Here is a 19,858-nt window from a genome sequence, read left to right as displayed (position 1 = left end):
ATATGATAGCCCTGATTGATAATTATGATTCTTTTACATTCAATGTGTACCAGTACTTGAAAGAGTTAAGCGATGAAGAGATTCAAGTGCATAGAAATGATAAAATAACCCTGTCTGATCTTGCCAATTTGCACCCCTCCAGGATCATCTTATCCCCCGGTCCTGGTCGTCCTGAAGACGCCGGTATTTCATTGGAAGTTGTTAAGCATTTTATAGGAAAGGTTCCCATCCTCGGCATTTGTCTGGGTCATCAGACCATTGTTCAAGCCTTGGGAGGAAATATAGTTTCCGCGGCCAGGATAGTTCATGGTAAGGTAGAAGTCATCGATCACGATGGCAAAGGTCTGTTCAGAAATATGCCTTCCGAATCCAGGTTTACCAGATATCATTCTCTGGCTGCTGAACAGGAATCACTGCCAGAATGCCTTGAAATCAGTGCCCGTTCTAAAGATAACGAAATCATGGGAATACGTCATAAGTCTCATATTCTAGAAGGTGTACAGTTTCATCCTGAATCCATTGGAAGTGAAGACGGAAAGACATTGTTAAAGAATTTTCTAAAATACAAAAGAGATCCCCTCAACAAGACTGGACTGCTCAAAAAACTCCTTGAGAAACAGGATCTAGATGAAAAAGAAGCAGAAGATTTCATGGATGAACTCACTGAGGGAAACCTTTCAGAGGCCTTTATAGCCTCCATTCTGACCGCCTTAAACGCCAAGGGCATCAAGGCCCACGAAGTGGCAGGATGTGCACGGGTTCTGCAAAGAAAGAAACAATTCGTTCAAGTTGCTGAGAAGACAATAGACACCTGCGGTACAGGCGGTGATGGACGGGGAACATTCAATATTTCCTCTTTCTCGGCCCTCATTACTGCAGCCATGGGAATACCCGTGGCAAAACACGGAAACAAAGCAGTCAGCTCCAAAAGCGGAAGCGCCGACTTTTACAGAGGTCTCAGCATACCCGTTGAAAGCTCTCCCAAAGAGGCTGTCCGCATGATCAAAGAAAATGGATTTGCCTTCCTATTTGCCCCAATTTTTCATGGAGCCATGCGCCATGCCGCCCCAGTTAGAAGGGAAATGGGTATAAAGACGATTATGAATTTGCTGGGGCCTCTCGTGAATCCTGCAGAATCGGAATGCCAACTCATTGGAGTTTACGACTCGGATCTTTGTCCCATCATGGCTAGAGCAGCAAGACTCCTGGGTGTGAGAAGAGTCATGACAGTCCATAGTCAGGATGGTCTAGATGAGATATCACCCGCGGCTCCCACAAGGGTCTTTTTCATAGATCAGGATGGAATAGAAACAGATTCCCTCTTTGACCCGGCCTCTGTGGGCATCAAGGGTTATACAACAGATGATCTAAACGGAGGTTCTGCCGATCATAATGCCAAAATGGCTGTAGCGATCCTAAAAGGACAGGGAAACAAGGCCTGTATAGAGGCCTGCTGCCTTAATGCAGGAGCGGCTTCATTTGTCTATGGACAATCAAGCTCAATCGAAGAAGGATACTCGCTGGCCAAAAAGACCCTTACCGAGGGTAAGGTCTTAAACCTGGTTAAGAACCTCCGGCAAATCAACAAGGTCAGATTTTCATGAATCAGAGGAAAGAAAGCCAGGATATACGGCTTGAAATTGCCATGAAGAGAGCCTCAAGAGTGAAGGCCCTCGGAGCAGAAGAAGGCTTTGCGATCCCAGCCACACGTCAGATGCCTCTGACACCCTTCTGCAGAGAAAAAATGCTGATTTGCGAAGTGAAGCGCAAAAGTCCTTCCAAAGGGAAAATAGACGAGATTCCCCGGGCCGATACCCAGGCCAAATTGTACAGAACCAAAGGGGCCACTCATGTGAGTGTCCTCACAGAGCCCGATTACTTTGGAGGCTCTCTTCAGGATTTGATGGATGTGAAAACATCCTGTCCTGAACTTTCAGTTTTAAGAAAAGATTTCCTTTTAACTCCTGAGGATATAGACGTTTCCTTCAGAGCCGGAGCAGATGCCTGCCTGCTCATCGCCTCTTTGCTGGAAGCACCCGTCCTAGAAGTCATGTATAGAAGGTGTGAAGAGCTGGGAATGACGGCTCTGGTGGAGCTTCATTCTAGAGAAGATGCAGCAAAAGCCGAACCCTTAAAGCCTCAGCTGGTTGGAATCAATTGCAGGGATTTAAAAACTTTCAGAATTTATCCCCTGCAACCTCTCAGAATCCGAAGCTATGTAACATGGGACTGCCGGGTGGTCTATGAATCAGGAATACTCAAGGCCCAGGACGGGGAATTTGCCCTCCAGTCGGGATTTAACGGTCTCCTCGTCGGCGAGGGAGTTGTGAGGAACCCCGAACTCATTGTCCAATTAAAAACGAAGATGGAATCTCAAGCCTCTCAACCTTCCAATGATATATGGAGTAGAATCGCCGGAATGACGGTTCAGGGACGCCCTCTGGTTAAGATCTGCGGGCTTACCAATCGAAAAGACTTTGATATGGCCGTTGATTTGGGTGCAGATCTTTGCGGTTTTATATTAGCACCCTCTCCAAGACAGACGAATGCAGAATTCCTGCGCAGTCTCCCAACGGCTAAAGCCTTAAAAGTAGCTGTCGTTGTGCTTTCCGATGGAGAGCCGCTGCCGGATGAGATTCAGAACCTTCTGGATGAGGGCTTTTTAGATATGATACAGTACCATGGGAGTGAAAATCCAAACCAAGTATGGAACGGTCAGGGATACAAGGCTCTCCGTGTCAAAGACACAGACTCATTGGATAGAATCACTGACTACAATCCCCTCCCCTGTCTTCTGGACGCTTTCAGCAAGGGAAAAGCCGGAGGGACGGGGAAACAAATTGAGAGATCTCTGGTGGAGATTGCCAGAGATAGGGGAGAACTCTGGTTGGCAGGTGGCTTGAATCCAGAGAATATCGCCAGTATCCTCAAGGATTTTAATCCTAACCTGGTTGATCTATCCAGCGGACTGGAATCCAGTCCCGGAATAAAAGATCCATCCAAGATGAATGCATTTTTCAAGGAGATCAATTCTTATGCCTCGATACAATGATTATTTCGGCCCCTATGGGGGACGGTATGTTCCAGAAGTACTGCAAGCCCCGCTCAAAGAGTTGGAACAAGGATTTCAGGACGCCTTGGATGATCCTGAATTCATCGGAGAATTCGATGAATTCTGCCGGGATTTTATCGGCCGACCCACCCCGTTACTTCCGGCAAAGAATGCCTCTAAAGCTCTGGGTGGAGCTCAGATTTACATCAAACTGGAAGGACTGGCCAACACGGGAGCCCATAAAATAAACAATGCGGCGGGTCAGGCATTACTGGCCAGACGTATGGGAAAAACAAGGATCATAGCCGAAACCGGGGCCGGACAACATGGAGTAGCCACAGCGGCAGCCTGTGCCAGGCTGGGTCTACCCTGTGTTATCTATATGGGCGAAGAAGACATACGCCGTCAACATCCCAATGTCTATTGGATGGAAATGTATGGTGCGGAAGTCCGGTCGGTCACATCCGGCTCCAGAACCCTCAAGGATGCGGTAAACGAAGCCTTTAGAGACTGGACGGCAAACAGCGATAAGACTCATTACCTCCTGGGTTCCGCATTGGGGCCGTCCCCCTACCCTGACATGGTCAGAGAATTTCAATCTGTTATAGGACGGGAAATACAGGAACAGGCGACCTTTCCCATACACACCATGGTTGCCTGTGTGGGCGGAGGTTCCAACGCCATTGGTTTTCTATCCCCTTTCCTAGAAGATACGTCCATAAGGATGGTGGGGGTAGAAGCAGGAGGACGGGGTGATGGAGAGGGAAATAACGCCGTTAGAATGGCTGACACGGGCCGTCCCGGCATTATTCAGGGATATAAGAGTCTTTTTTTACATAACAGCGATGGTCAGGTCCTGAAGACTCATTCCATATCTGCCGGGTTGGATTATCCGGGGATCGGTCCCCAATTGGCCAGCCTTGGAGAACAGGGACGTCTAGAGTTTACACAGGCTAAAGATGATGAAGCGCTGGAAGCACTGAAGTTCTTTGCCCGCCATGAAGGGTTGATATTTGCCATGGAATCGGCTCATGCCGGTGCAGCGGCCATGAAACTGGCCAAAGAAATGAGACCAGATCAAAACCTCATCATCAATATGTCCGGTAGAGGTGATAAGGATATTTTTATATCCGCAGCCGCATTGGATGGAGAAAACTGGAAAAGGTTCCTTCAAAAGGAAAGCAGGAGAAAGTATGTCGACTAAAATTGTAGCTCACTTTATTGCGGGATTCCCGGATGCAGCGGGGTCCATGGAGGTGGCCAGAGGTTTGGCTGAAGGAGGCGCTTCCTATCTGGAGATGCAGATCCCCTTTTCAGATCCTAGCGCCGATGGTCCTGCCATAGAAAACTCTTGCCGCCAGGCCCTGGAAAAAAACTTTACCGTAGACCAGGCCCTGGAGCAATTGAAAAATCTGAATGAAGAGTTAAAAATCCCCATATTCCTGATGAGTTATGGAAATATTGTCTTCACTAGGGGTATGGAAGATTTTGTAGTTCATTCGAAAAAAGTCGGTGCCGCTGGTCTAATCATACCCGATCTGGTTTTGGGAAGAGATGAAGGCCTATATGCTCTGGGTAAGAAGTATGACATGCCTATCCTTCCAGTCATAACACCATCCATCTCAAAGGAAAGACTCGGCGATATTTTGGCTCTCAAGCAGGAGTGGATCTACACAGCTTTAAGAAGCGGTATTACAGGCAGTGCCACTACGCTGGATGAGAGCAATTTATCTCTTTTGGATCAGTTAAAGACATCTGATTCTAAGGTTATGGCGGGATTCGGGATTCGGACGGCTCAACAGGTTAAAACACTGGCTCCACGCTGTGATGCTGTGGTAGCGGGGTCCGTATTTGTCAATGCTGTGACACAGGCTCTTCAAAAAGGATCATCCTTGAAAGATGCGGCCCTATCTACAATGGAGATGCTTCTCCAATAAAGAATATTTCAAATTCCATATCAACAGTGCCGGTGGATAATCGGCACTGTTGCAAATTTAGGACTTGAAGCCCCTCTTAGGGGAGGGGCTCATTCCACCCTCTAGTCAAGAACCTGATTCAACTGCTTCCTGTTATACTCCAGAACATCCATCAGGGTCGTTGTTCCCTCAGTGCCGGGGAAGTTTATCCAACGGACGATGGCTGGTTCCTCATCCATTTCCAGAAAAGGATCGGCAACCGGGTTATGATAATTATCTATAATCAAAGCCGGTTTGATTTTAAGAACCTCGGCATTTTCTCCCAGAGTTGGGGGGGCAGGTCCAAAGACCATAAGAGGTTTAATTCCCAGGCTCCCTGCCGGTCCATTCTGATGGAAATGAACAATAACAGATGAGAGCATTTCCTGATGCCAGGACAAATCTTTTCTCCAGAGATCAAAAAAATCATCCAAGTTCTTCAGGTTCTCAGCCGCCACAGATTGAGTCCCCAGAACTTCCGCGATCTTCATTACAGACTCATGAATCATCTGCTGACTGTTCACAGTGGTAATCTGAATCATTTTGAGCTGACTTTCATCTCCCAATGATTCCCTGATTCTGCCCATCATGGCTTCATATCCTGCAAACACCAGATAATCTGCCTGGGCAACAATCTGCATCTCCTTGAGCGATATTTCATACTCAGGGGGATGCTTCATATCCGAAGGGGCAAGAATCAGCACATCATCTGCTCCTGCCAACTGAGCAAAGGAAGCTGTCCACCCATTGGTAGCTACCACAGATTGAGCAGATAAATTCAGACCGAAAGAAATAAAAAGGACAAGAAGGGTCCATTTAGTTATGCTTTTCATAAATTAACCTCACTATATATGTTATTCCAAAGCAGACGCCCGCCACGAGTATAACCCCGGAGCTAACGGGTAAGTCCACTTTCAAAGCCAATAAAAAACCGCCCAAGCTATAAAGGAATCCCGAGAGAGAAGCCGTAATAAACATGGACTTAAGAGATCTGGAAAAAGAAACAGCAGTCATTGCCGGTAACAGAACCAGGGCATCTAATAGAAGGGCTCCCACCAGACGCATGGCGAAGGCAATGGTGATCCCGGTGAAAATCATGATGAGATAGAAAATCAATGTTTCATTCACACCGGCAGTACGAGCCGTTTCAGGATCGATAAGGACAGCACTGATCTGTCTGTACTTAAAAAGGACAAAGAGAAGAATCACTAAACAGAAAAAAAGGAGGAGGAATAAATCTCTTTGGCTTAGGGCAAAGATACTTCCCCAGAGCAGATTCATCGTGTCCTGCACTGGAATTTGATTTTTATAAATCAGAGCCATGGCCACCCCTACAGAAATGACCATAAAAAAGGTCGTCAGTCCACCCGTAGGGATATCTGAACGTCTGGACATAGATGTTATGAGCAAAACAAGGAAAAGATTAATTCCCAAAGCGCACAGCAGAGGATCAAGAGAGGCGGACAGGGCTATGGCGCCGGCCAGCATGACTCCATGCATCAGCATAAAGCGTAAATTCAAGAGATTTAATCTGAGGATAAAGATTCCCGAGAGGGGAAAACAGAGGCCAGCGGCCAAGAGTGATACAAAGCCTCTGAATACGGGTGGAAAAGAAAGAAGTTCTATCATTCTTGAAGCTCCAAAACCCCATCTTTCAATGAGATTCTCTGCCATTCTTCAGAAGTAAAATCATCTTGAGTATGAGTCACGAGCAATATCGAAATCCCAAAGCTCATTCTTATATGATCCAGAAGGGTGCTGAACAGAATACGTCCCTCTTTATCCAGATAGGTCATAGGTTCATCTAAAAGCAGCACATCTGCACCCTGAGCAAGGCAGCGGGCCAAGGCGACTCTCTGCCTCTCACCTCCGGACAATGTGAAATATGAACGTTGTTTTAAGTCCAGACATCCACAGGCCTCAAGGGAGCTATCGATTATCCGCTCTCTTTCGGATCGGCTTTTCTTGATGCCGGCCAGCCCCGTTGCAGTCATTTCCATGACTGTCACAGGAAATGCTTTATGAGGCTGTTCCTGTGAAACATAGGCAAGAGAATGGCGCCTTTTCTGCCAGTGGACTGAGGATTTATCATATCCCATGATTTGGATTTTCCCCTGGTCATAAGGAAGGAGACCGGCGATACAGCGCAACAGTGTTGTCTTACCGCATCCATTAGATCCACTAAGGACGGCGGCCGATCCCTTTTCCAGGGAAAAATTAATACCCTTGAGAACAAGGCGTCCCTGTCTGGAAACAATGAGATTTGACAGCTCTAAAGCCGGAACAGACATTTTAATTGGCTCTTCCTGCACGGCGGCTCAATTCCTGGTACGCCTCTTCCAGAGATAGATCATCCGTAAGAATGAGTTCAGTCTGACAGTCTAGTTTATCAACCAGAAGATCATAACTGCATTGGATACCCAAGTCTTCAAAAAGGGATAAGCCACGGGAACTGAGAGTAGAACCATGACAGCGGCGAAAACCCATTCGATGAATAAGAACAGCCGCAGCTCTTCCAATCAATTTATCCTTGAGAAAAAGTTCCGAACAGTCCCATTCGGACTCCTTCAAAAAATCCTCCAAGGCAAATAAAGGATGAAGCCAGTGACCATCGTGAGTGAAAACAACTGTATCATTATGGGTTACAGTAAGATTCAAGAGGACCTCCAATTTTGATAAAGGATCTTTATACTACCCTGTTCAGTAGATAAAGGAGAATGCACTAACAAACATTTATAATAAAAAAAACCCGGCAAAAACCGGGTTTTGTTTCAAATAATCTAGAATTATCTAGAATAGAACTCAACAACCATCTGTTCGTTGGCAACGGAGACAATATCGGTCCTGTAAGGACTTCTTTCTACCCGGCCATTCAGGCTGTCTTCAGAAAAAGTGAGCCATACAGGAACAGACTGGTTATTTCTAGCCAAACTTTCCCGAACAAGCTTTTTACTCTTTTCGCTATCTTTGATTGTTACTTCATCACCCTCAACAAGGCTTCTTGAAGGAATATTACAGCGGCGGCCATTCACATAAATATGTCCGTGGCTGACAAGCTGTCTTGCCTGAGTTCTGGTTGTTGCGAGACCCAGTCTGTATACAACGTTGTCCAGTCTCTTCTCAAGAAGGATCATCATGTTATCACCGGAAAGACCAGAGAGTCTCTTGGCTTTAACAAACAAATTGTAAAACTGTTTTTCGCTCAGACCATAGGCAAATCTGATTTTCTGTTTCTCTACTAACTGTCTACCAAAATCGCTTTCTTTTTTTCGGATCCGTTTACCTTTTTCGATTCCTGGTCCGTGCGGTTTTTTCTTAAGTAATTTATCATATTTACTGTTACCGTAAATGTTGACACCTAAGCGGCGGACAATTTTTCCCTTAGCTTTGGAATTTCTTGCCATTACTTCATATCTCCTGATATATATTTACGCCCTCACAGAGCGTCCCGACATAATATATTGTTCACAGCGATGAGTCAATATATACGAATATAATGAAAAGCATATTTTCAAAAGATGCCTTTATACAATATAATTTCTTCTGATAAAGAAATATGGGAGTAATGGATGAAGCTTGTTTTGATTCGTCATGGAAAATCTGGTTGGGATTCAGGAGCAGATGATTTTGACCGGTCCTTAAATAGTCAAGGTCTTAAAGATGCTCCATTTATGGCGGAGATATTAAAAAAGAGAGGGATTATTCCTACAAGAATTATATCCAGCCCCGCACTTCGAGCCCTGACAACCGCTCGTATAATGTCGGAAGTATTGGAATGTCCTGTCATAGAAGAAAAAAAAGAGCTATATCTGGCATCATCCCAAATCATATTAGAAACGGCAATGACATCCATGGAAGAGGAAGAGTCTCTTTTCATCGTAGGCCACAACCCGGGAATCTCACTAGCTGCCCAGCAGATACTGGGCCACAACGTTGATATGCCCACCAGCTGTGTGGTGGTCATAGACCTAATAGATTCCGGATGTGAGTGGAAGCTGGTGGATTCTTTAATACTCTGTCCAAAGGATTTTTAAGCGATCCTTTATGTCATCTTTGCCGGCCCGGCACCGGCTGGTAGGTCTGGAATGTACACCCACTCCGGATTTTTCCTTTGTTCTTTCATGAGACTCATGATTTTTTTGACTCCTCTTATAAATCCTTTTACCGGAAGAGGAGTATCTGCAGCCATCAATGCATGAAGTTTCGGAAGGTTATAAAATGGAACCGCCGCAAACATATGATGCTCGATATGATAATTCATTCTCCAATAAAAAAAGCTGATCACCGGCCCAAAGACCATGGTGTGACAGGTCATGCGCCAATCGGGAACACTCGGTTTTAAACCGATGTGCTGAACAATTCCCGTAAACCGGCCCAGGAAAGTAACGAAAAAGTAACTACAGGTAAAAGTAAAGATGAAAACCCATAGTTGAAAATAGATAAACAGTCCCAAAAAGATCAGATGTCCCAGGATGAGAAACCGGGACCAAAGAAACATGCTTTGTCTTTGGGGATCATCTTTTTCAAAAAGTGGGTCCCAATAAAAAGTATCTGGAATATCTCTTCCCAAAGCATAGGAGAGATTCCCTCTCATAATATTTTTAAATTTCTGATAATCGAATAAGAACCAGCTGAGGATATGCCTCATATGAAATGGTGCGGGAGAAAGAACAACCTCTTTATCCAGACCCTTAAAGACTGTCACTTGATGATGCCTTTTATGACTTTCCCTGAAGTGAATAGGATTATTCCAACTTAGAAAGGAAAAAAGTCCGTAAAAGATCTCATTCAATGACTTTGATTTAAAGGGAGTTTTATGACTGAGCTCATGAACTGTTGCTTCCATTCCCAAAAAACTACTAAGCATAGCATGGATATAACAGGCCATGACCATGGGAATCCATAATTCGTGTCTGAAAAAATAAAAACTCACCCAGGTGGTGAAGAGATAGACCGTTAACAGGCTCAGACATTGGATCAAACCGGGTAGGTCTTTTCTTTGAGTAAGAGTCCTGAGTGCCTCCCGATCAATGGGAGTTCTATAAAACTGAATATTCCGGACCATAATGCCTCCTGTACAATTATAATTCATATTATTCTTCAAAGATTTGAACCGTATAGGGAATTAGCTGTGAATTATTGTATTTTATTGCTGCCGATTCTCTCTAAGACCCTCCAGAGAGAAGCATTTTAAAACTCTCTGAGCCAGCATTCCTTTTATGAATTATACTAAAATGGATTATAACGCCGTAAAAAGGACAAGCAAAGATGAATCAAGTGCACACAGCTGAATATAACTCCCCTTTGGGTATTCTCATCATGGGGAGTTATGAAGGCAAAATCTGCCTTTGTGATTGGAAATATAGAAAAATGAGATCTACAATAGATCGACGGATTAAACGTACGCTGAAAGCAGAGTGGAGTACTAAGGGATCTGATATCATCCAAGAAGCCATCGGGCAGCTGGAAGAATATTTTAAGGGCGATCGGAAAATATTTGATCTGCCTCTTCTTCCATTGGGTACAGATTTCCAAAGAGCTGTCTGGAAGGAGCTATTGAACATTCCCTACGGAATCACATCCACTTATGCAAAACAAGCAGAATGCCTTGGAAATACAAAGGCAATCCGGGCCGTAGCAGGAGCAAATGGAGCCAATGCCATCTCTATCATTGTCCCTTGCCACAGAATTATCGGAGCCCGGGGAGAATTAGTCGGCTATGCCGGAGGTCTCTCCGCAAAGGAAAAACTGTTAGCCTTGGAAGCTTCCAACAGTCTTCAAAAAAAACTGTTTACATCCTGAGTGACAATGGAGGGCTGCGCGATTCTAATGATCAATAACAATCCACACATACCCCATGTTTTGAACCTCTCCACCCAGAATCTTGACCCTCCCCTCCCATGGATTTCTTGTACTATACTTGGCTTATAGGAGACCTTGATTTATGGATAGAAAATTTCATTTGATCATTAATCCGGGACGATATCCTGGATTCTCAAAAAAACTGAAACGATTGATGAGGTATATAGAAGGCGGAACCATCAAAGAGAGTACCAGCCGGGATCATTTCAAAGAGTTGATTATTGAGTTTATAAAATCCAGGGATTCCTACCTTCTCATATGGGGCGGTGACGGAACAGCCAATCTGGTACTCAATATACTTATGAAAGAAGCAGATGAGGGAAGACGGAACCAGATCGCTGTTGGTTTCTTAAGAGGCGGGAGTGGCAATGGAATTCAGGACAGTTACGAAGTCCCCAAAATACTGGCAAAACAGGTGAAGACTTATCTGAAGAGTATGGATAGAAATCTGATACAGAAGGTGGACCTCCTCAAGGTTTCCTATAGTGGAAAAACCATATACGGTCAGCTCTTCGGAACGGGTTTGGATGCCAGAATACTGCAGGCCAGAAATCTTAATAGGCGAACAGGGGGAGACAAAGCACCCCGTCCTGGATTTCTTCCCTACCTTCTTCCGGCCATCCGGATCGTCTGGAAAGAAACCCGGCTCCTCTCTGAAACCCAAACCCTTAATATGAAAAACGGCCGATTTGCCTTTCGTGGAACCAGAACCAACGCAGAGTTTCCCTTTGAGAGATATACTGTAAAGACGAGAGCGTCCCTTATTGAATTAGGAGTCAGACCCTATTTTGGATGGTATTATAAAATATGTCCTGATGTTGTTTGTAATGACGGACTCTTTGATGTTTATCTTTTCAATATGACAAGCCCCTTGGCCATACCCTTTCAGCTCTTTTATTTATGGAACGGCCAGTACGATCGAATAAACAGCTGGAATGCAAAGCGCGGACTACCATTGATTGAACACTATAAAATCAAGGAAATGCACCTGCAGCCCCTAAAAGAAAGAGTGTTCCATATTGATGGAGAGTTAAAACGCACTGATGGCCCGGTCAACATAGAGGTAGCCTCCCAGGCGCTTCAATTCCTTGTTCCCGTTAGTTTTTATGAAAAGTTCCACCCCATCCATAGAGAATCCGATTAAAACATCGTTCACTGACAGTACAAATTAGTACATGAGCACCATTGTCAGGAAACTCTATTCCTGACTATGATCTAGAGATATGAAAACAATGACAATCGAAAATCACAGCGTAGAAGAAAAGCTGAATTCACTCACACACGCAATAGGAGCGGGACTGAGTATTGCCGGACTGGTCATCCTCCTGGTGCATACCGGCAGTAGTGGTGGTTCAACTCTGGCCTATGTTTCTTTTAGTATTTATGGCTCTTTTCAAATCCTTCTATACCTATCTTCTGCTTTAACACATCAATTCTCGGACATGCCAAAGGCCAGTAAGGTCTTCAGAATCATTGACCAAGCCGCGATCTATCTCCTTATAGCGGGAACCTACACCCCCTTTGTGCTTCTGGGACTTGGAGGAACTTTAGGTTGGGTTTTGTTTGGAACAATTTGGGGACTGGCTCTTCTTGGAATATTAATGAAAACAATCTTTATCAGGGAAAAACATCTCCTTTCGGATCTTCTCTACCTTCCCATGGGATGGCTACTCATTTTGGCCGTCAAACCCATCATTCAGCATTTTCCCTCAGGTCTCATCCTGTGGCTTATAATTGGCGCTTTTTCCTATACAATAGGGATTTTCTTTTATCTGACAAAAAAAATTCCATTGAGTCATGTCGTCTGGCACCTCTTTGTGCTCTCAGGAGGAATTAGTTTTTTCATAGGGTTCATCTTATATCTTTAATGGACTAGAGACTGGCCCATCTATTTTTACCTCGTCTTTTAGCCAGATACAAAGCTTCATCAGCAGCGGACATCAGGTCATCTATGACATTTTTTTTGCCTTGAATTTTTACAGATATGCCTATAGAAATGGTGACCTCTTGATCCAGCCCCTCAAATTTTAAAGATTCAATGCTAACGAGAATCCGCTCTGCAAGAATTTTGGCAACATCAAGATCTGTTTCAGGAAGTATTATTGAAAATTCCTCCCCCCCATAGCGACAGAGAAGATCACTTTTTCTGGTTACAGCCTTTATTATGCGTGAGACTTCCACTAGAACATCATCTCCCATCTGATGACCATAAACATCATTAATACTCTTAAAGTCATCCAGATCCATCATAATCACCGCCAGGGGCCAATGATGCCGGTGAGACTGATTCAACAATCGTTGACCGCTCTCATAAAACCATCTTCTTGTATGAAGACCCGTAAGAGAATCCGTATTGGCAAGTTGTTTCATTTCTTCATGAAGTTGCGCATTATTGAGTGCAATAGCGATGAATCCACCAAAAACTCTGGTCATTTCCAGATGATCAGCATCAAAATGCTTTGAGTTCATACGGTTACAAGATAACAAACCAAGGACTTTTTCATTAAAAACGAGGGGAACACCAATCCAGGAACTATGATTTTTATTGAAAATGGGAATATCAGGTTCATCAAAGCTTGAAAAATCATGAAGAATCATGCCCTGCTGTTCCTGAATGACCTTTGAATTCGGAAAATTAGCGCTGAGGGGAAGCTCCAATCCAATAATGGACTCTTCATTCTCCCATCCCCTGGCGCCAACAACAATCAGGCGATTATCCTGTAGGAGCTGAACTGTTGCACAGTCATAGGGGATGACCTGTTGGGATTTTTTAAGGATCATTTCGATAGAATCCTTGTACTCTAATACAGAGGTCACTGCTGCACAGGCTTCCATTAGAGATTCGATCATGCAGCTCCTAGACTGTGCCAGATGCAAGGCTTCAGACAAGCGCTCTTCAGTTAGTTTTAACTCTGTTATATCTCTGTCTGCACCTAGATATAATTCGCCTTCACCCTTTTCGTTTCTGGAGATAAAATTTCCTGTACTTGAAATCCATCGGTAATCACCAGACTTTGTCCTGACCCTGTATATCTCATCATAAAGATATTCCTTTCCTTCGTGAACCAATCTCATAGCTTCTTTGATACGCACGGCATCATCGGGATGAAGGATCTGAATCCAATGATTCTTAGCCAGCTCCTCATCACTGTATCCCCAGGACGACCACAGCTCATTGGGAAATGACTCTCCGGTTAAATAGTTATGAAGGAAAACGCCTAGCTTTCTCAATGATTTACGAAAGACCCGTATGGGAATTTCTCCGGAGGGACCCAATGGCATGTTTAAATCCTTGCTTATATATGAGAATTTGATTTCACCGAACATTAAATTATCATACTTGGAAAATATTTGCGAGTTATTGGAAAAATTTATCTGTATTGATCGAAGATAAAGAAAATTTCAAAAGAAAAAACAGCTTTTATACCGTAAAGGTATCATTAAAAATTTGATAATCTCTTATACTTACTTTCTATGCGATGGGAAAATTTATCAAAGGATCCAAAGATTCTGAGCCATTATGAGCTCTTTAAGGATTCGGGTGTTCTGGATTATATAGAAGAAACCCGAGATATGAACAAAGCCCTTGAAGAACTCCTGCAGGAGGCAAAGGAAATATTCCGTCAGGAATCAGTCGATGAACTCATAGAACTGATCATTCATTACCTGGCAGAAAAGTTTATTCCCTCGAATATGGTTTTTATTCTGAATGAAGGAATAATGGTCAACAAAATAAAAACGATCATCTGTCGGAATATGAAGATTACCAACGAAACCATAGAGATATATTCCCTTGAACCATTTGAACGATTTTTCAGAACGAATCAGCAGACAATCAGATTCGATTTGCTTGAAAATGAATTTGCCGAGACCAATTATCTAGATCCCTTCTTGTCCTATAAACCCGAGATTGTTGTTCCTGTACTGGGTATTTCCGGTCTGTATGGCATGATTCTATTTAGTGCAAAAGTTTTGGGAGAAGATTATAAACCACAGGAAATATCCTATATTGACAGGCTCATGAATTTTACGTCCATTGGAATTCAGAATACTATTCACTATGAGCATTCTGTAAAAGATCCAAAAACAGGACTCTATAATCATAATTTTTTCATCCATCGGGTCAATGAACAGATTGCCCGGGCTAAGCGTATAAAAAGGCATTTTTCTATCCTTGTTATAGATATTGATAATTTTAAATATTTCAATGACAGCTATGGACACCTTGCGGGAGATGAAGTCATCCTCCAAGTATCCAAAATCTTGAAGAAGTCCATTAGAGAAGGAGACATACTCTCACGGTTTGGCGGTGAAGAGTTCACCATCCTTTTGCCTTATGCAGATTGTCAAGAAGGTTGGGAAGCTTCAGAAAGGATTCGAAAAGCGATAGAACAGATGGAGACCCCTTATCAGGAAGACGTCCTCAAGATTACCATAAGCCTGGGTGTTGCCACGTATAATTTCTTAGAAGATGAAAACGAAAACAGTCTCTTAAAAAAAGCGGATGAAGCACTCTATGAATCTAAAAAAAATGGACGGAACCGGACAACCTCCTTCAATCATGAATGTTCCTGAATTGGAAGACTATTTTCTTTTTTTGAACTCAAAACGATCTTTAGTAGCGCCAAACCAATCGTATATAAAAGTTGTCATTCCCTGGATTGCGTCGAAGATCCAAATCTGAGGGCTCACCCAGTGTAATATCTGCTCCAGTATCAAGATTCCAGTAGTCGTTCAATGCATAGCTGAGACGGGGTGTTAAAAGAATATCCGGTGAAAAGAAAAAAGCAATGTTGATCTGGGACTTGAGTTTCTCTCTTAAAAAAGATCTTTCAAAATGCCCCACCATAAAGGCTAAATGCTCATAGGGTTGATTATGAAATGACTGAATCTCCTCAGACAGATATTCTGCAGCATCTGCATCAACACCAGAAGGATCTTCCTCATAATTGATTATATAAGAATAGACAAAAGAAAACTGACTAAGAATATTACCGGGAAGATTCATGAGAAGCTGGGAATTGAGGGTAATATCCGAGTTCTGCCCTCCCAGATCACTGCCATCAAGATCATGAGCCAGGTTTAGAGCTAAATCCTGAGAGAGTGTTGAATGCCCTATTCCTGTAGAATAGGCCGCTCCCAGGGTATGCTTTTTATGATAGACCGGACGTATGACCGTTGAAACCTCAGAATTCACCTCTAGAATATTAAAATCGGGGGTATGTTCTGTATAGAAACCATAGAAAAGCTGTAGATCAAAGAGTTCCCCATAGCGGCTATAGTTTAGAAATACTGAGTGAAGATTCTCCAACAGGAATGGTTCATCACTCCACTGAACCAGGTCATTTGTTTCTGTCAGGGCAATAGTATTCTGATTCTCTATATCAGGCCGTGTCACTGGGATATATGTCAATTCAAAACTACTGGTATAGTCTGGAAAATACCGTATCTGGATCAAAGGATCTGGACGCCGGCTATCATAGGGATCATCAACACTCAAGGTCGTTCTGTGCGTGCTATGCAAGACATTCAAAGGGCCGTAGAGATCGGAGAAACCATAGCTAATGACCTTTTGTCCTACAGTCACATCAAAATTATCACTTTGAAGAAATAGAAATGATTCTCCAAGAATATCCCAAGGATCTATCCATTCGGGGTCTTCCATTGTCTGATACCAGAATTGGCCTGAAACCTGCCATTCCAGATGTCCATCGTTACTGAAACCTGTGACTTTTGGACTGATAAAAATCCTATTACGCAGATGATCATACCCCTCACTGGGTTCTATTCCTCCGTAGTAGTCCATGAACGACACAAACTGGAAATCCAGTGAAAATACAGGAATCGTCATGTTGAAACAAAAAACAAGAAGAACTAAGAATCGCCGTATCATGATATAACCCTAATTATTCTGCAGAAATCGTGGAGTAAAATATCGCTGAGGAATGTCCTCTGTGCTGATATCTGTGACAGTTAATATTGATTTATGTCCAGTTTGAACATTTTCCATTGAGATCTCAGTGGGATAGATATAGGGACTCATATCAAGAAACTGGCCTGTGGCATACACCTTTAATAATTGACCCTCAAAGTCAAAGTATTCCCTCTTAATCATGAGGTAATTATCTTTACGATGATATGAAAGAGTGTAGCCGTACCCATGTTCCTGACGGTCTTGGAGAGAAGATCCCCAGGCCTTTATTACATAACAATCCTGTCCATTGAGAACCTTGTCCTCTAACCTTTCAAATTCCAATTTGTCATAGGAGTTACTAATAAGATCGTTATAGGTAAAGTCGCTTCCCATAAAATACCCCCCTCCTGAATCATTGAGGGATATACGCTTAATTCTCTTAACTGCTGGAAGATAGATCCACATATTGTTATCTCTTCCATCAAAAAAAGCATTCATCAGGAGTCCTGTTCCCCGGACAGTGGGAGGAAAATCAAAGAGAAACAGCCGGTCACTTTGAAACTCATCAACGCTGTGCTGGTACACACGGGCCTGAATTTCCCGGGTATCGCCATTTTTAGCGATCAATTGAACCTGAAAAGCCCCCTGAATGGTAGGAATGGCTAATGATTTTGAAAAGCTATCCAAAATTTCCTGCGCGCTCTGTGCCTGAACAGACAGAGCAGTCATGGTTATGAATAAAAACAAAATAAAAACTCTACGCATTTCTTATCTCCTTTTTTAATCGTAAAGGCAAAATTATCAAGGGAATCAAGTAAAGGCTCATTGTGAAAGAAAGAATCAAAGAACTCAGAAGTAAAAAACCAAGAATTCTTGCACCACTGAATGAAGAAAGAAATAAAACAGAAAAGGACAAAACAGATGTTATAAAACTCAGAAAAATGGGTATACCACTGTATCCTATGACCTTTGAAAATCCCTGAGACAGGCTCTGTATCTCCTGAATCTGATCCAGAGCGATTAGAGTATGGATACTGTAATCGATGACCAAACCGCTGATTATAGCCACAAAGATAATCGAAAAGGCATCAATGCTGATTCCTGATATACTGATAAGTCCGAAAGAAAAAATCATACTCACCACCCCGGGAAGGAGACTCAAAACAGCCAGTCCAATTTTTCGGTAATAAATCAATACTGTTAAGAAAATAAGAAGACTTCCACTCAAAAACGAAAGGACCCAATTGTTTCTCAAATGAGTCTGTTCTACTTCTAACTGAGCGGCCATCCCGTGATTGGCCAGGGTCCATCCATCAGGAAGATTTGATCTTATATCCTCCATAAGGGTCATAAAGCGGGTCAAGTCTTCATGGTCATGATAGTACATAAGACCTTTTATAGAGAAATACCGATATGAATTATCAAGGAGTGATTCATATTCCAGGGGATCAACACTGGATGAATAGTACAATAGGTATTGTTCAATCAAGGCATCATACACATCATCAAATTCAGTGCTGCTCAAAAAAGATTCTTCCGAGCCCATAAAATAATAGTTCATGCGTTTGAGAACTGATAGCAATGAAAAAGCATAACCTACATTGTTATCCTCCATCTCACGGTGTATATCATTGAGCTTTAAAAGGGTTTCCTTTTTAAGGAGTCCATTGATCTCCCCTGTATCCACTTCAAGAAAGAAAGGAAGTGTTCCATAAAAATCCTGATTGATTATTCGATCCGCTTTTTTTATCGTACTGTTTGCCGGAAGTTGCTCAATGGGATAAGGTTCAATTGACAGATTAAAAAGTTGGCTACCCCCCCAGATGACACCGCAAAAGATAATAAGAAAAAGTAGGATTCTGTACTTTGCAATGAGAACGAAAAGACGCCCCTGAGCCTTTTGAAACCCTGAAAAAACATTGTTTTTAACCCTGGTAAATTTTAATGAATCGATCCACAGGAAAACCGAAGTCCATGTGATAATCACGGCTACGGCCATGATTAACCCGAGCTGCAGATGTCCCGATCCATTAATCAGACTGAGAGACAGAAACCCTGTGATCGTAGAAAGTGCCGTGAGGCTAAGTGGGAAAAGAAGAACTCTACGTAAACTCTTATGCAATTGTCCCTGAGGGGTATGAAACCGGTGATAAAAATAGTGAATAAAATAATCACTGAGTAGTCCGATGCTAAATACGGGTATCAACAGTACAAGAGGACTGTCCTGAATACCTATAAACTTGACAAATCCATAGGCAAATATCATGGAAACCAAAATCATGAGCAAAGAAGATAAAACGGCCCCAACACTTCTAAATAATGAAAGGATCAGGATAATCATGACGAAAAGAATCGGCAGGAACAGGGCAATATCCTTTGTGAGTAGCAACTCGGTTTCAGCAATAATGGGAGATTGTCCAGTAAAATCAAAGGAAATATCATTTTTCCATTTCTGCTGCAATTGTTGCAGTTCCAAATGGATCTCTCTTGGATCCGCAGCATTGCTGTAGTAGATATAAAAGAGGATGGTACTCAGATCTTTACTGATAAAGGGTGTAAGCTCCGGATACTCCGGAATTTCCTGACTCAATTTCTTAAGATAAGACTCACTGATAAGCTGGGGATCTGTTGGAATAGCTCTGGACACGAGGATATCATCCCTTTCAGAGATAACCCTTGAAGCATTGAGAATGGACTCAATCTTAGCAACATTTTTCATGGATGAAAAATCTTTTTGCAAGCCACCCAATCGAAGAATATCTTTTGGATTTATAAAGTTCAAACCAGACTTTGAAAGCTCCAGAGTGACTATGGCTACATTTTTCTGGGGAACCATGATTTCCCCATCTTTTTCCGCATAAACCTCCCCCACTCCAGACTTCTGTTGAGGTGAGAAAAAGAAGAAAGCCAAGGTCAAAAGTCCTATGATCAGGAGGTAGATCGATGATTTCATAATTCAAAACTTAATCGATAATTCACGAGTATTCCAATATACTTTGATGAGATATCTGTTAATACGGAGGTTGCATATTTTGGTTTTAAACATGAAATTTCCATAAGAATATACTATCCTTT

Annotated in this window: 19 protein-coding genes; 9 read left to right on the top strand and 10 right to left on the bottom strand. The window is 42.8% G+C overall.

All coding sequences use genetic code 11. From position 1 onward, the window contains the following. Positions 1 to 2 precede the first annotated feature (2 nt). The 4 genes from EXM22_RS03585 to trpA are packed head-to-tail and all read left to right on the top strand — an operon-like array spanning position 3 to position 4,989. Entirely contained in the window at positions 3 to 1,604 is a 1,602-nt protein-coding gene (locus EXM22_RS03585; protein ID WP_149485193.1) for a bifunctional anthranilate synthase component II/anthranilate phosphoribosyltransferase, read from the top strand. Continuing rightward, a complete protein-coding gene (gene trpF / locus EXM22_RS03580) occupies positions 1,601 to 3,052 on the top strand; it encodes a bifunctional indole-3-glycerol phosphate synthase/phosphoribosylanthranilate isomerase (protein ID WP_149485192.1) in 1,452 nt (483 codons plus the stop codon). The genes EXM22_RS03585 and trpF overlap by 4 nt, the downstream gene beginning before the upstream one ends. Next, positions 3,036 to 4,256 carry a tryptophan synthase subunit beta gene (gene trpB / locus EXM22_RS03575; protein ID WP_149485191.1) on the top strand — a complete coding sequence of 407 codons (1,221 nt, stop codon included), beginning with the start codon at positions 3,036 to 3,038 and terminating at the stop codon, positions 4,254 to 4,256. Before trpF ends, trpB begins: the two co-directional genes overlap by 17 nt. After that, complete coding sequence (gene trpA, locus EXM22_RS03570; RefSeq protein WP_168203323.1) at positions 4,246 to 4,989, top strand: tryptophan synthase subunit alpha; 744 nt, start codon at positions 4,246 to 4,248, stop codon at positions 4,987 to 4,989. The genes trpB and trpA overlap by 11 nt, the downstream gene beginning before the upstream one ends. 101 nt (positions 4,990 to 5,090) lie before the next feature. Here the strand turns inward: trpA and EXM22_RS03565 are convergent, their stop codons facing one another. From EXM22_RS03565 to rpsD, 5 genes are all read right to left on the bottom strand, one after another. Continuing rightward, positions 5,091 to 5,840, bottom strand: a complete 750-nt coding sequence (locus tag EXM22_RS03565; protein ID WP_149485189.1) for a zinc ABC transporter substrate-binding protein — start codon at positions 5,838 to 5,840, stop codon at positions 5,091 to 5,093. Continuing rightward, positions 5,824 to 6,636: a metal ABC transporter permease gene (locus tag EXM22_RS03560; protein ID WP_168203322.1), complete on the bottom strand. Its 813-nt coding sequence runs from the start codon at positions 6,634 to 6,636 to the stop codon at positions 5,824 to 5,826. Before EXM22_RS03560 ends, EXM22_RS03565 begins: the two co-directional genes overlap by 17 nt. After that, complete coding sequence (locus tag EXM22_RS03555) at positions 6,633 to 7,298, bottom strand: metal ABC transporter ATP-binding protein (protein WP_149485187.1); 666 nt, start codon at positions 7,296 to 7,298, stop codon at positions 6,633 to 6,635. The genes EXM22_RS03560 and EXM22_RS03555 overlap by 4 nt, the downstream gene beginning before the upstream one ends. Before the next feature lies 1 nt (position 7,299). Next, positions 7,300 to 7,665, bottom strand: a complete 366-nt coding sequence (locus tag EXM22_RS03550; RefSeq protein WP_168203321.1) for a DUF1893 domain-containing protein — start codon at positions 7,663 to 7,665, stop codon at positions 7,300 to 7,302. A gap of 128 nt (positions 7,666 to 7,793) precedes the next feature. Continuing rightward, positions 7,794 to 8,411 (bottom strand): 30S ribosomal protein S4, encoded by a 618-nt coding sequence (gene rpsD / locus EXM22_RS03545; protein ID WP_149485185.1) that lies wholly within the window; start codon positions 8,409 to 8,411, stop codon positions 7,794 to 7,796. Between the two features lie 165 nt (positions 8,412 to 8,576). On the opposite strand from rpsD, the gene EXM22_RS03540 reads away from it, so the two are divergent. Next, complete coding sequence (locus EXM22_RS03540) at positions 8,577 to 9,041, top strand: SixA phosphatase family protein (protein WP_149485184.1); 465 nt, start codon at positions 8,577 to 8,579, stop codon at positions 9,039 to 9,041. An 8-nt stretch (positions 9,042 to 9,049) separates the two neighbouring features. Here EXM22_RS03540 and EXM22_RS03535 read toward each other — a convergent pair whose 3' ends face one another. Next, positions 9,050 to 10,072: a fatty acid desaturase gene (locus EXM22_RS03535; RefSeq protein WP_168203320.1), complete on the bottom strand. Its 1,023-nt coding sequence runs from the start codon at positions 10,070 to 10,072 to the stop codon at positions 9,050 to 9,052. Between the two features lie 203 nt (positions 10,073 to 10,275). Here EXM22_RS03535 and EXM22_RS03530 point away from each other — a divergent pair, with 203 nt between their 5' ends. From EXM22_RS03530 to trhA, 3 genes are all read left to right on the top strand, one after another. Next, entirely contained in the window at positions 10,276 to 10,809 is a 534-nt protein-coding gene (locus EXM22_RS03530; RefSeq protein ID WP_149485182.1) for a methylated-DNA--[protein]-cysteine S-methyltransferase, read from the top strand. A 142-nt stretch (positions 10,810 to 10,951) separates the two neighbouring features. Continuing rightward, on the top strand, positions 10,952 to 12,013 hold the full coding sequence (locus tag EXM22_RS03525; protein WP_149485181.1) for a diacylglycerol/lipid kinase family protein: 1,062 nt from the start codon (positions 10,952 to 10,954) through the stop codon (positions 12,011 to 12,013). 79 nt (positions 12,014 to 12,092) lie between these two features. Continuing rightward, the gene (trhA, locus tag EXM22_RS03520) at positions 12,093 to 12,737 is read left to right on the top strand and encodes a PAQR family membrane homeostasis protein TrhA (protein ID WP_210411545.1); all 645 of its coding nucleotides are present in this window, start codon (positions 12,093 to 12,095) and stop codon (positions 12,735 to 12,737) included. A gap of 4 nt (positions 12,738 to 12,741) precedes the next feature. Here trhA and EXM22_RS03515 read toward each other — a convergent pair whose 3' ends face one another. After that, on the bottom strand, positions 12,742 to 14,196 hold the full coding sequence (locus EXM22_RS03515) for a GGDEF domain-containing protein (RefSeq protein ID WP_149485180.1): 1,455 nt from the start codon (positions 14,194 to 14,196) through the stop codon (positions 12,742 to 12,744). Positions 14,197 to 14,343: 147 nt separating this feature from the next. Here EXM22_RS03515 and EXM22_RS03510 point away from each other — a divergent pair, with 147 nt between their 5' ends. Then, on the top strand, positions 14,344 to 15,444 hold the full coding sequence (locus EXM22_RS03510) for a GGDEF domain-containing protein (RefSeq protein WP_149485179.1): 1,101 nt from the start codon (positions 14,344 to 14,346) through the stop codon (positions 15,442 to 15,444). A gap of 40 nt (positions 15,445 to 15,484) precedes the next feature. On the opposite strand, the gene EXM22_RS03505 is transcribed toward EXM22_RS03510, so the two are convergent. Genes EXM22_RS03505 through EXM22_RS03495 form a run of 3 tightly spaced genes read right to left on the bottom strand, consistent with a single transcriptional unit; the run spans position 15,485 to position 19,736 of the window. Further along, positions 15,485 to 16,762: a hypothetical protein gene (locus EXM22_RS03505; RefSeq protein ID WP_149485178.1), complete on the bottom strand. Its 1,278-nt coding sequence runs from the start codon at positions 16,760 to 16,762 to the stop codon at positions 15,485 to 15,487. Between the two features lie 9 nt (positions 16,763 to 16,771). Continuing rightward, complete coding sequence (locus EXM22_RS03500) at positions 16,772 to 17,548, bottom strand: outer membrane lipoprotein-sorting protein (RefSeq protein ID WP_149485177.1); 777 nt, start codon at positions 17,546 to 17,548, stop codon at positions 16,772 to 16,774. Then, positions 17,541 to 19,736, bottom strand: a complete 2,196-nt coding sequence (locus tag EXM22_RS03495; RefSeq protein WP_149485176.1) for an efflux RND transporter permease subunit — start codon at positions 19,734 to 19,736, stop codon at positions 17,541 to 17,543. Before EXM22_RS03495 ends, EXM22_RS03500 begins: the two co-directional genes overlap by 8 nt. Positions 19,737 to 19,858 lie beyond the last annotated feature (122 nt).

The organism is Oceanispirochaeta crateris, from assembly GCF_008329965.1.
Classification (GTDB): Bacteria; Spirochaetota; Spirochaetia; order DSM-2461; family DSM-2461; genus Oceanispirochaeta; species Oceanispirochaeta crateris.
This window is presented reverse-complemented; position numbering and strand designations above follow the sequence as displayed.

Bases quoted from the DNA above. Each gene is read 5' to 3' on its own strand.
- EXM22_RS03585 (WP_149485193.1), top strand. From the start codon at position 3: ATGATAGCCCTGATTGATAATTATGATTCTTTTACATTCAATGTGTAC.
- trpF (WP_149485192.1), top strand. From the start codon at position 1,601: ATGAATCAGAGGAAAGAAAGCCAGGATATACGGCTTGAAATTGCCATG.
- trpB (WP_149485191.1), top strand. From the start codon at position 3,036: ATGCCTCGATACAATGATTATTTCGGCCCCTATGGGGGACGGTATGTT.
- trpA (WP_168203323.1), top strand. From the start codon at position 4,246: ATGTCGACTAAAATTGTAGCTCACTTTATTGCGGGATTCCCGGATGCA.
- EXM22_RS03565 (WP_149485189.1), bottom strand. From the start codon at position 5,840: ATGAAAAGCATAACTAAATGGACCCTTCTTGTCCTTTTTATTTCTTTC.
- EXM22_RS03560 (WP_168203322.1), bottom strand. From the start codon at position 6,636: ATGATAGAACTTCTTTCTTTTCCACCCGTATTCAGAGGCTTTGTATCA.
- EXM22_RS03555 (WP_149485187.1), bottom strand. From the start codon at position 7,298: ATGTCTGTTCCGGCTTTAGAGCTGTCAAATCTCATTGTTTCCAGACAG.
- rpsD (WP_149485185.1), bottom strand. From the start codon at position 8,411: ATGGCAAGAAATTCCAAAGCTAAGGGAAAAATTGTCCGCCGCTTAGGT.
- EXM22_RS03540 (WP_149485184.1), top strand. From the start codon at position 8,577: ATGAAGCTTGTTTTGATTCGTCATGGAAAATCTGGTTGGGATTCAGGA.
- EXM22_RS03535 (WP_168203320.1), bottom strand. From the start codon at position 10,072: ATGGTCCGGAATATTCAGTTTTATAGAACTCCCATTGATCGGGAGGCA.
- EXM22_RS03530 (WP_149485182.1), top strand. From the start codon at position 10,276: ATGAATCAAGTGCACACAGCTGAATATAACTCCCCTTTGGGTATTCTC.
- EXM22_RS03525 (WP_149485181.1), top strand. From the start codon at position 10,952: ATGGATAGAAAATTTCATTTGATCATTAATCCGGGACGATATCCTGGA.
- trhA (WP_210411545.1), top strand. From the start codon at position 12,093: ATGAAAACAATGACAATCGAAAATCACAGCGTAGAAGAAAAGCTGAAT.
- EXM22_RS03515 (WP_149485180.1), bottom strand. From the start codon at position 14,196: ATGTTCGGTGAAATCAAATTCTCATATATAAGCAAGGATTTAAACATG.
- EXM22_RS03510 (WP_149485179.1), top strand. From the start codon at position 14,344: ATGCGATGGGAAAATTTATCAAAGGATCCAAAGATTCTGAGCCATTAT.
- EXM22_RS03505 (WP_149485178.1), bottom strand. From the start codon at position 16,762: ATGATACGGCGATTCTTAGTTCTTCTTGTTTTTTGTTTCAACATGACG.
- EXM22_RS03500 (WP_149485177.1), bottom strand. From the start codon at position 17,548: ATGCGTAGAGTTTTTATTTTGTTTTTATTCATAACCATGACTGCTCTG.
- EXM22_RS03495 (WP_149485176.1), bottom strand. From the start codon at position 19,736: ATGAAATCATCGATCTACCTCCTGATCATAGGACTTTTGACCTTGGCT.